Genomic DNA, 8,844 nt, shown 5'->3' with positions numbered 1-8,844 from the left:
CGGCCTGCGGGCGTCGCGCCGGACGGGCGACGAGCGGCGCCCCAGCCGGCGGCGCAATCCGCCTGCCGACCAGCGGTCAGCCGCCGGTGCGGGAGGCTAACCGCCGACCACGGGGTAGTGGTCGGAGAGGTTGCGGTAGGTGTGGGACGTGCCCCAACTCGTCGCCGTCCAGGGCGCGGAGCGCTCGTCGACGACGTGGTTGTTCCAGTCGGACGGGCGGGCGTGGCCGGCCCGGTGCAGCACATGGTCGAGGTTCTCACGAGGGTCGTCGGGGTAGCGCTCGGCGGCTATCGAGTTGTCGCGGGTGTCGAAGGAGTGCGAGCGGCCGGTGCGGCTGTCGGCGTCCACCAGGCCGGCGTCGGCGAGCATCGAGTCGTACTCGCCGCTGTACGAGTCCACGTTGAGGTCCCCCGCGACGATCACCTGCTCGTGCGCCGGTATGCCCTTGGCGTCGAGAAAGGCGTCCAACTGCCGGAACTGGGCGCCGCGCACGCGGGCGGCCTGCCCGTCGGCACAGCCGGGGTCGGTGGACTGGGCGTGGGTGCCCACGACGTGGACCCGGCTGCCGCGCACCTCCAGTACCGCGTAGACGAAGCCCTTGTTGGAGAGCCAGTCGGAGCCGCAGCCGTCCTTGTAGACGAACTGCTCCTTGCGCACGATCGGCCACTTGCTCAGCACCGCCACCCCGCCGTCCTCCGGGGCCAGCGCGGAGTAGGAGCCGTGGGTGGCGTCCCAGCCGCTCCTGGACCGCCCCAGCACGCCGGTGCGGTGGGGGTAGCGGTCGGCCGCGTGGCCCAGCAGCGCCTCTGACGCGGAGTTGTCGAACGCCTCCTGGAGCACCACCACGTCGTGGCCGGAGAACCACTCGGCCCGTGGGATCTCCCGAGCGCGGTGGTCCTGGCCCCAGTTCGGGTACAGGCTCTTGCTGAACAGGAAGCTGTTGTGGCTGAGCACCCGCAGCCGGGGCTGCTCGGTGGTGACGGCCGCGCCGGCCGGTGCGGCGGACACGGTGGCGGTGACCAGCGCGGCGGTGACTCCGGACGCCCTGGCGGCGCGGGCGGCTCTGTCGGTTCGGGCTGTGGGGCGCTGCGGCACGTGGACTCCCTGCGAGAGTGTGGGGACCGATGTGGCACATCAAAGCAGCCGCGGTTACCTGTGGGTATCCTCGCGGCGGGCTGGACATGCACACCCGCTGTCGAGTGTCCGCCGTCCCCGTGCGGGGGCCGGCCCTTCACCCTGCGTGGTGTCAACCGCCCTCGCTCGGAAGGGAGTTCGTCCCGGCTGCGGCGGATGGAGTGTCCCCCGAACGGGCCCTTCGTCGCCGCCGGTATCCGAGGCCCTCTCCCGATGCACACCGGAACCCCCGCGTGAGGGCGAGGAGATGACGTGCGGTGCCTTCAAGAAATGAACACTGATCCGGCCACCAGGCACGATGAGAACGCTCTCAATCAATTTCGGTGTGAAGTGTTGACGGCCCATAAACCGGCCGGTTAACTCCCGCCCTGACGCCGGTACCGGTTCCGGGACCGGTTGCGGCACTGTCGCCATTCGCCCGCCGGGAGGCCCCCATGCGCGTGACCATCGCTGATGTCGCACGGGCGGCGGGGGTCAGCAAGACCACGGTGTCGCGGGTGCTCAACACCAAGGCCGAGGTGGACCGGGTGACGGCCGCCCGCGTTCGTGAGGTGATCGAGGAACTGGGTTACGTGCCCAGCTCCAGGGCGGTCGGCCTGGCCCGGGGCGACAGCCGCACGGTGGGCATGCTGGTGCCCTCGCTCACCTGGCCGTGGATGGGCGAGGTCCTCCAGGGTGTGGTCGACACCGTCGAGGCCGCCGGCTACGGGCTGCTGCTCTTCACCTGCAACCACGGTGTGGAGTCGGTCGAGCGGTTCACCCGGCAGGTGTCGGCCCGTGCCTTCGACGGGCTGCTGGTGGTGGAGCCGGAGAACACCCTGGCCGCCCTCACCACCCTGCACCGCAAGGGGCTGCCGACCGTGCTGATCGACGACCGGGGCCACCACCCCGAGTTCCCCTCCGTCGCCACCACCAACCGCGACGGGGGCGCGTCCGCGGCCCGCCACCTGCTGGCCGCCGGACGCACCAGGCCCCTGGTGGTCACCGGTCCGCTGCGTTTCGGTTGCGCCCGGGACCGGCTGACGGGATTCCGCACCGCCTACGCCGAGCACGGGGTCGAACTCGCTCCGGGCACGGTGGTGGAAGGCGACTTCACCGAGCGCTGTGGTGAACTGGCCGTACGTCAACTGTCCGACGCCGGCGTCCGGTTCGACGCCGTCTTCGCGCACAACGACCTGAGCGCCGCCGGAGCGCTGCGGGCGCTGCGGGAGGACGGCCGACGGGTACCGGAGGACGTCGCCGTGGTCGGCTTCGACGACATCCCCATGGCCCGGCACACCGAACCGCCGCTGACCACCGTGCGCCAGCCCATGCGTCGGATGGGCGAGACGGCGGCACGGGTGCTGCTGGAACACCTCGGCGGTGCGCCCGTCACCGCCACGCCGCTGGTGCTGCCCACCGACCTGGTGGTCCGCCGCTCGGCACCCGAACCCTGACCGTCACCGGGCCCTGACCCGCCACACACCCGCCCCCACCCGCCACACCCGCTCTCACCACCCCCCGCCACACCGGTCGTGGCATCCCACCAGGCCGAGCGCACCGCGTCCGCACCCGCCGCATCCGCGACGTGCGCTCCGGTGTGCCCGGTTCGGGTCGCTCACGCCCGCTGTCAGCCCGCTTCGACCGTGTTTGTCCCGCTTCGAAGGAGTCGTCATGTCCACCAGACCCACTCTCCGCGTGATCGCCGCCGCCACCGCCACCGCCGCCCTGGCGGTCGGCTGCTCGGCTCCCTCCTCGTCCGGTTCCGGCAAGGGGGGAGGCACCGCGCTGACCATCGGCATGCCCAACGGGCCGCAGACCAACAACAGCAACCCCTTCCTGGGGACCTCGGCCGGCGCCTCGCTGGGCTACCGCTACATGATCTACGAGCCGCTCGTCATGACGAACGGCGTGCGGCCCGACGAGAAGGGCAAGCCGTGGCTCGCCTCGGAGTGGAAGTGGGAGGACAACTTCACCCGCGTCGCGTTCACCGTCGACGAGCGGGCCAAGTGGTCCGACGGCAAGCCGCTCACCGCCGAGGACGTCGCCTTCACCTTCGAACTGATCAAGAAGCACAAGGCGCTCAACGGCAACGCCATCCCCTACGGCAGCATCACCACCGAGGGCGACACCGTGACCCTCACCTTCGAGGAGTCCCAGTTCGTCAACCAGAACAAGATCGTCACCACCTTCGTGGTGCCCAAGCACATCTGGTCCGACGTCGAGGACCCGGCGACCTGGCCCAACCGCAAGCCGGTGGGCTCGGGCCCCTACCAGCTCAAGACCTTCACTCCGCAGACCACCACGCTCACCGCCACCGACAGCTACTGGAAGGGTGAGACGAAGGTCAAGGAGCTGCGCTACACGTCGTACAACGACAACAACGCGCAGACCACCGCACTGGCCAACGGCAAGACCCAGTGGTCCTTCGTCTTCATGCCGAACTACAAGGAGCTCTACGTCGCGAAGGACCCCGAGCACAACAAGCTCTGGTTCCCCTCCGGCCTCGGTATCCACGGCCTGTGGTTCAACACCGCCCGCCCGCCGCTGGACAACCCCGCACTGCGCAAGGCCATCGCCATGGTCGTGGACCGCCGGGCCATCCACGTCCAGGCACAGGCGACGCTCTACCCGGAGATCACCAGCCCCACCGGCATCCCGCTGCCGGCCGGAAAGCCGTTCCTGGCCCCCGAGTACAAGGACGCCAAGGTCGAGGTCGACGTGGCCGGTGCCAAGAAGGTGCTGGAGAAGGCCGGGTTCACCCTCGGCGGCGGCACGCTCAAGGACCCGGACGGCAAGCCCGTCACCATGACGATGACCGACCCGGCCGGCTGGAACGACTACATCACCGGGCTGTCGATCATCAAGGACAACGTCAAGAAGATCGGCATCGACGCCAAGGTCAAGACCCAGACCGCCGAGGCGTGGACCTCCGACGTCTCCAACGGCAACTTCGACGCGACCCTGCACTGGACCAACAGCGGGGCCACGCCCTACGACATGTACCAGAACATCATGGACGGTGAGCTGCTCCAGCCCCTGGGCAAGAGCGCCCCGCTGGGCAACTTCGGCCGCTTCGACAACAAGGAGGCGACGAAGGCGCTCAAGAGCTACGCCAACGCCACCACCGACGACGTGCGCACGAAGGCACTCAACACCCTCCAGAAGATCATGGTCGAGGAAGCCCCGATGGTGCCGACCGCCGCCGCGCCCATCGGCGCCGAGTACTCCACCAAGCACTGGGTCGGCTGGCCGACCGAGGCGAACCCCTACGCGCCGCCGCAGCCCACCCAGCCCAACTCGCTCGACGTGGTGCTGCACCTCAAGCCCGCCTCCTGACCGCCTGCCGCCCGCCGCAGATGAGGAAACCGGCCATGCTCGCCGAAGCCGTACCCCCCGACCCGCACGATCCGCGGGACCCGCACAGCCCGTCACCCGACCACGACCGGGAGGTCGTGCTCGAAGCCCGCGCCGTCAGCAAGCACTTCCCCGTCCGACGCGGCCTCGGGGACGTCGTCGCCCGCCGCCGCCGGGTGGTGCACGCGGTCGACGACGTCTCGCTCGTCCTCCGGCGGGGCAGCGTCACCGCCCTGGTGGGTGAGTCCGGCTCCGGCAAGTCGACCGTCGCCCGCCTGCTCGCCCAGCTGTATCCCCTCACCGGCGGGGAGATACGGCTGGAGGGCAGCCCGGCGAAGGCCGGTCGCGGCCGGTCGTTCCGCGCCTACGTGCGCAAGGTCCAGCTGATCTTCCAGGATCCGTTCGCCTCACTGAACCCCGTGCACACCGTGCGCTACCACCTCACCCGTGCGCTGCGCATCCACGGCCGGGCCGGCAGCGGCGACGCCGAACTCCAGCGGAACCTGGCGGCGTTGCTGGAGCAGGTGCAGCTGACACCGCCGGAGCGGTTCCTCGACAAGTTCCCGCACGAACTCTCCGGCGGCCAGCGGCAACGCGTCGCCATCGCGCGTGCCCTCGGCGCCGACCCGGCGGTGCTGCTCGCCGACGAACCGGTGTCCATGCTCGACGTCTCCATCCGGCTCGGCGTGCTCAACCTGCTGCGCGACCTGAAGGAACGCCTGCGCCTGGCCGTGCTGTACATCACCCACGACATCGCCTCGGCCCGGTACTTCGCCGACACCACGCTCGTCATGTACGCGGGCCGGGTCGTCGAGGGCGGTGACAGCGAGACCGTCACCCAGCACCCCGCCCACCCCTACACCCAACTGCTGATCGCGTCGGCGCCCGACCCGGACCGGGTCGTCGACGAGCAGGAGCGGCACGAGACCGGCAGCGGTGAACCACCGTCGCTGATCGACCCGCCGGCCGGCTGCCGCTTCCACCCCCGCTGCCCGCGGGTGATGGAGCGCTGCCGCACCGAGCTGCCGCCCCGGTTCGACCTCGACGGCGGCCAGTGGGCGGCCTGCTGGCTGTACGAGAAGGACGGCGAGGACAACGGGAAGGGCCAGGGGACGAGCCGCGGGAGGGACGGCGGCTCGGCGCCGGGCAGCGCCGGAGCCTCGCCCCGGACCGTCACCGGGTCCATGCCTGCCGGGGGTGGGGACAGCCGATGAAGTACCTGCTCCAGCGGCTCGCCTTCTACGCCGTCACCGCGTGGGCCGCCATCACCATCAACTTCCTGATTCCGCGCCTGATGCCCGGCGACCCCGTCCAAGCGCTCATCGCGCGCTTCCAGGGCCAGCTCGACACCAAGGCCGTCGACTCGCTGCGCGCGCTCTTCGGACTGGACCGCGACCTCTCCATCTGGCAGCAGTACACCGACTACTGGTCCCACCTGCTGCGCGGCGACCTCGGCCTGTCGTTCACCTTCTTCCCGACCCCGGTCGGCGAGGTCATCTCCCAGTCGCTGCCGTGGACGCTCGCGCTGGTCGGCACCACCACCGCGCTCAGCTTCCTGCTCGGCACCGGCCTGGGCATCATCAGCGGCTGGCGCCGGGGGTCGTGGCTGGACGGTCTGCTGCCGGTCACCACGTTCATCTCCGCGATCCCCTACTTCTGGCTGGGACTCATCGCCATCGCGCTGTTCGCCGTGAAGTGGCCGCTGTTCCCGGCCGCCGGCGGCTACGACAGCGCACTGGTACCCGGGTTCACCGGTGAGTTCATCAGCAGCGCGCTCTACCACGCGGTACTGCCCGGTGTGACGGTCGTGCTCAGCGCGATGGCGGGCTGGGTGCTCGGCATGCGCAACATGATGGTGACCGTCTCCTCCGAGGACTACGTGATGGTCGCCCAGGCGAAGGGCCTGTCCGAGCGGAGGGTGATGTTCTCCTACGCCGCCCGCAACGCGATCCTGCCCAACATCTCCGGATTCGCGCTGTCACTGGGCTTCATCGTCGGCGGCACGCTGCTGGTGGAGATGGTCTTCTCCTATCCCGGCATCGGATACCAGCTGTTCCAGGCCGTCGGGGCCAAGGACTACCCGCTGATGCAGGGCGTGTTCCTGATCATCACGCTCTCGGTGCTGGCCGCGAACCTGCTCGCCGACGTCGTCTACCTGCTGCTCGACCCCCGTACCCGAAGGGAGGCCTGAACCATGGCAGTCGTCACCGCCTCCGAAACCGAACCCGCCGACGCCGATTCGGCCGGCACCGCCGCGGAAGGGCCGGCGCGCCGGCAGCGGCTGCGCTTCCTGCGCGCCGGCAAGACCCGTGCCGGGTTGGGCATTCTGGGCTTCTTCGTCCTGCTGGCGATCGCCGGCCCCTGGCTCGCGCCCTACGACCCGGACAGCATGAGCGACGACATCCTGCAACCGCCCTCCGCGGCGCACTGGTTCGGGACCACCCAGACCGGGCAGGACGTGTTCTCGCAGATCCTGGTCGGCACCCGGGGCGTGCTGGTCGTCGGCTTCACCGCCGCCGTCTTCGCCACCCTGCTCGCCGTGCTGATCGGCGTCAGCGCCGGCTTTCTCGGGGGAGTGGCCGACGAACTGCTGTCCGCGCTCAGCAACGTCTTCCTGGTCATCCCCGGCCTGCCGCTGATCATCATCATCGCCAGCTTCGTGGAGGACGCGGGCGACCTGCTGATCGCACTGGTCATCTCCGTCACCGCATGGGCCTGGGGAGCCCGGGTGCTGCGCGCCCAGACCCTGTCGCTGCGCCGCAGGGACTACGTCGAGGCCGCCCGCGCCACCGGCGAACCCACCTGGCGCATCATCGTGTTCGAGGTGATGCCCAACCTCACCGCGGTCATCGCCTCGGGATTCGTCGGAACGGTCGTCTTCGCCGTGCTGCTGGAGATCACCCTCGCCTTCATCGGCGTCGCCGACATCTCCAACTGGAACTGGGGCACGGTGCTGTTCTGGGCCCAGTCCAACCAGGCTCTGGCCCAGGGCGCCTGGTGGTGGTTCGTGCCCGCCGGACTGTGCATCGCCCTGCTGGGCACCGCGCTCTCGCTCATCAACTTCGGCATCGACGAGTTCGTCAACCCGCGGCTGCGGACCGAGACGGGCGCCTCCCGGAGCGTGCGGATGCGTGTCGGCTTCACCCCCGTCGTCCGCACCGCCCGCCCGGCAGACCCGGCCGACTCCGGCGGCCCCGCCCCCCACTTCACCCCGGTCGCCCGTACCGCCGACCGGGCCGGCGAGGCCGACGACGCCCCTCCGGCGGAAAGCAGGACAGCCGCCGACACGCACACCGACACGCACGCCGACACGGGCGGTGCGGCGGAGAATACCGCGGACGGCACGGACGCGAGCCGCCCCCAGCGGAAGGAGCCGCGCCCATGACCGAGCAGCCCGTCCTCACCATCAAGGGCCTGCACGTCGACTACGGCACCGGCCCCGGCGCCGTCCAGGCGCTGCGCGACATCAACCTCACCCTGCACCGCGGGGAGGTCCTCGGCCTGGCCGGGGAGTCCGGCTCCGGCAAGTCGACGCTGGCCTACGCCGTCACCCGGCTGCTCGCGCCCCCCGGAGTCATCACCGGTGGAGAGGTCCGCTACCGGCCGAAGTCGGGACCACCGGTCGACCTGCTCGACCTCAAGCCGGAGGAGCTGCGCGCCGTCCGCTGGCAGGAGCTGTCCATCGTCTTCCAGGGCGCGATGAACTCCCTCAACCCCGTGCACACCGTGCAGAGCCAGCTCACCGACGTGCTCAAGGCCCACCGCCCGCAGACGTCCGGCGAGCAGCGCCGGGCCCGGGCCGCCGAGCTGCTCTCCCTGGTCGGCATCTCCGCCGACCGGCTCGCCGCCTACCCCCACCAACTGTCGGGCGGCATGCGGCAGCGCGTGATGATCGCGATGGCCCTCGCCCTGGAACCCGAGATCGTCATCATGGACGAACCGACCACCGCACTCGACGTGGTGATGCAGCGCCAGATCCTTCGCCAGCTCGTGCGGCTGCGCCAGGAACTGGGCTTCTCGGTGGTGTTCATCACGCACGACATCTCGCTGCTGGTGGAGTTCTCCGACCGCATCGCGATCATGTACGGCGGACGCATCGTCGAGGAGGCGGACGCCGGTGACCTCTACCGCGACGCCCGCCACCCCTACAGCCACGGCCTGCTGCACTCCTTCCCCTCCCTGCACGGACCGCGCCGGGAACTCACCGGCATCGCCGGCTCACCGCCGCACCTGACCGCGATGCCGTCCGGCTGCGCCTTCCATCCGCGCTGCGGACGGGCCGTCGCACCGTGCGCCGACCAGGTGCCGCGACTGTTGCCCACCGGCGACGGCGCCCCGCGCGGCGTCGCCTGCTGGCTGCACCACCCGGCGGCG

Annotated in this window: 6 protein-coding genes and 1 pseudogene; 6 read left to right on the top strand and 1 reads right to left on the bottom strand. The window is 70.5% G+C overall.

Annotation, left to right across the window (positions count from 1 at the left end; genetic code table 11):
- Positions 1–96: 96 nt before the first annotated feature.
- Positions 97–1,095: a sphingomyelin phosphodiesterase gene (gene sph, locus ACYVE9_RS09295; RefSeq protein ID WP_461027276.1), complete on the bottom strand. Its 999-nt coding sequence runs from the start codon at positions 1,093–1,095 to the stop codon at positions 97–99.
- Between the two features lie 473 nt (positions 1,096–1,568).
- On the opposite strand from sph, the gene ACYVE9_RS09290 reads away from it, so the two are divergent.
- From ACYVE9_RS09290 to ACYVE9_RS09265, 6 genes and pseudogenes are all read left to right on the top strand, one after another.
- A complete protein-coding gene (locus ACYVE9_RS09290) occupies positions 1,569–2,570 on the top strand; it encodes a LacI family DNA-binding transcriptional regulator (RefSeq protein ID WP_461027275.1) in 1,002 nt (333 codons plus the stop codon).
- 217 nt (positions 2,571–2,787) lie between these two features.
- Entirely contained in the window at positions 2,788–4,452 is a 1,665-nt protein-coding gene (locus ACYVE9_RS09285; RefSeq protein WP_461027274.1) for an ABC transporter substrate-binding protein, read from the top strand.
- A gap of 35 nt (positions 4,453–4,487) precedes the next feature.
- Entirely contained in the window at positions 4,488–5,684 is a 1,197-nt protein-coding gene (locus tag ACYVE9_RS09280) for an ABC transporter ATP-binding protein (protein WP_461027273.1), read from the top strand.
- On the top strand, positions 5,681–6,661 hold the full coding sequence (locus ACYVE9_RS09275) for an ABC transporter permease (RefSeq protein WP_461027272.1): 981 nt from the start codon (positions 5,681–5,683) through the stop codon (positions 6,659–6,661). The genes ACYVE9_RS09280 and ACYVE9_RS09275 overlap by 4 nt, the downstream gene beginning before the upstream one ends.
- 3 nt (positions 6,662–6,664) lie before the next feature.
- Positions 6,665–7,630 (top strand): annotated as a pseudogene (locus ACYVE9_RS09270) (ABC transporter permease); the annotation flags it as partial.
- A 221-nt stretch (positions 7,631–7,851) separates the two neighbouring features.
- A partial coding sequence (locus tag ACYVE9_RS09265; RefSeq protein WP_461027271.1) for an ABC transporter ATP-binding protein occupies positions 7,852–8,844 on the top strand: 993 nt, incomplete at its 3' end.

This window comes from Streptomyces sparsus, from assembly GCF_054776295.1.
Note: the sequence above shows the minus strand (reverse complement) of the source record. Positions and strands in the feature narration are given on the sequence as shown.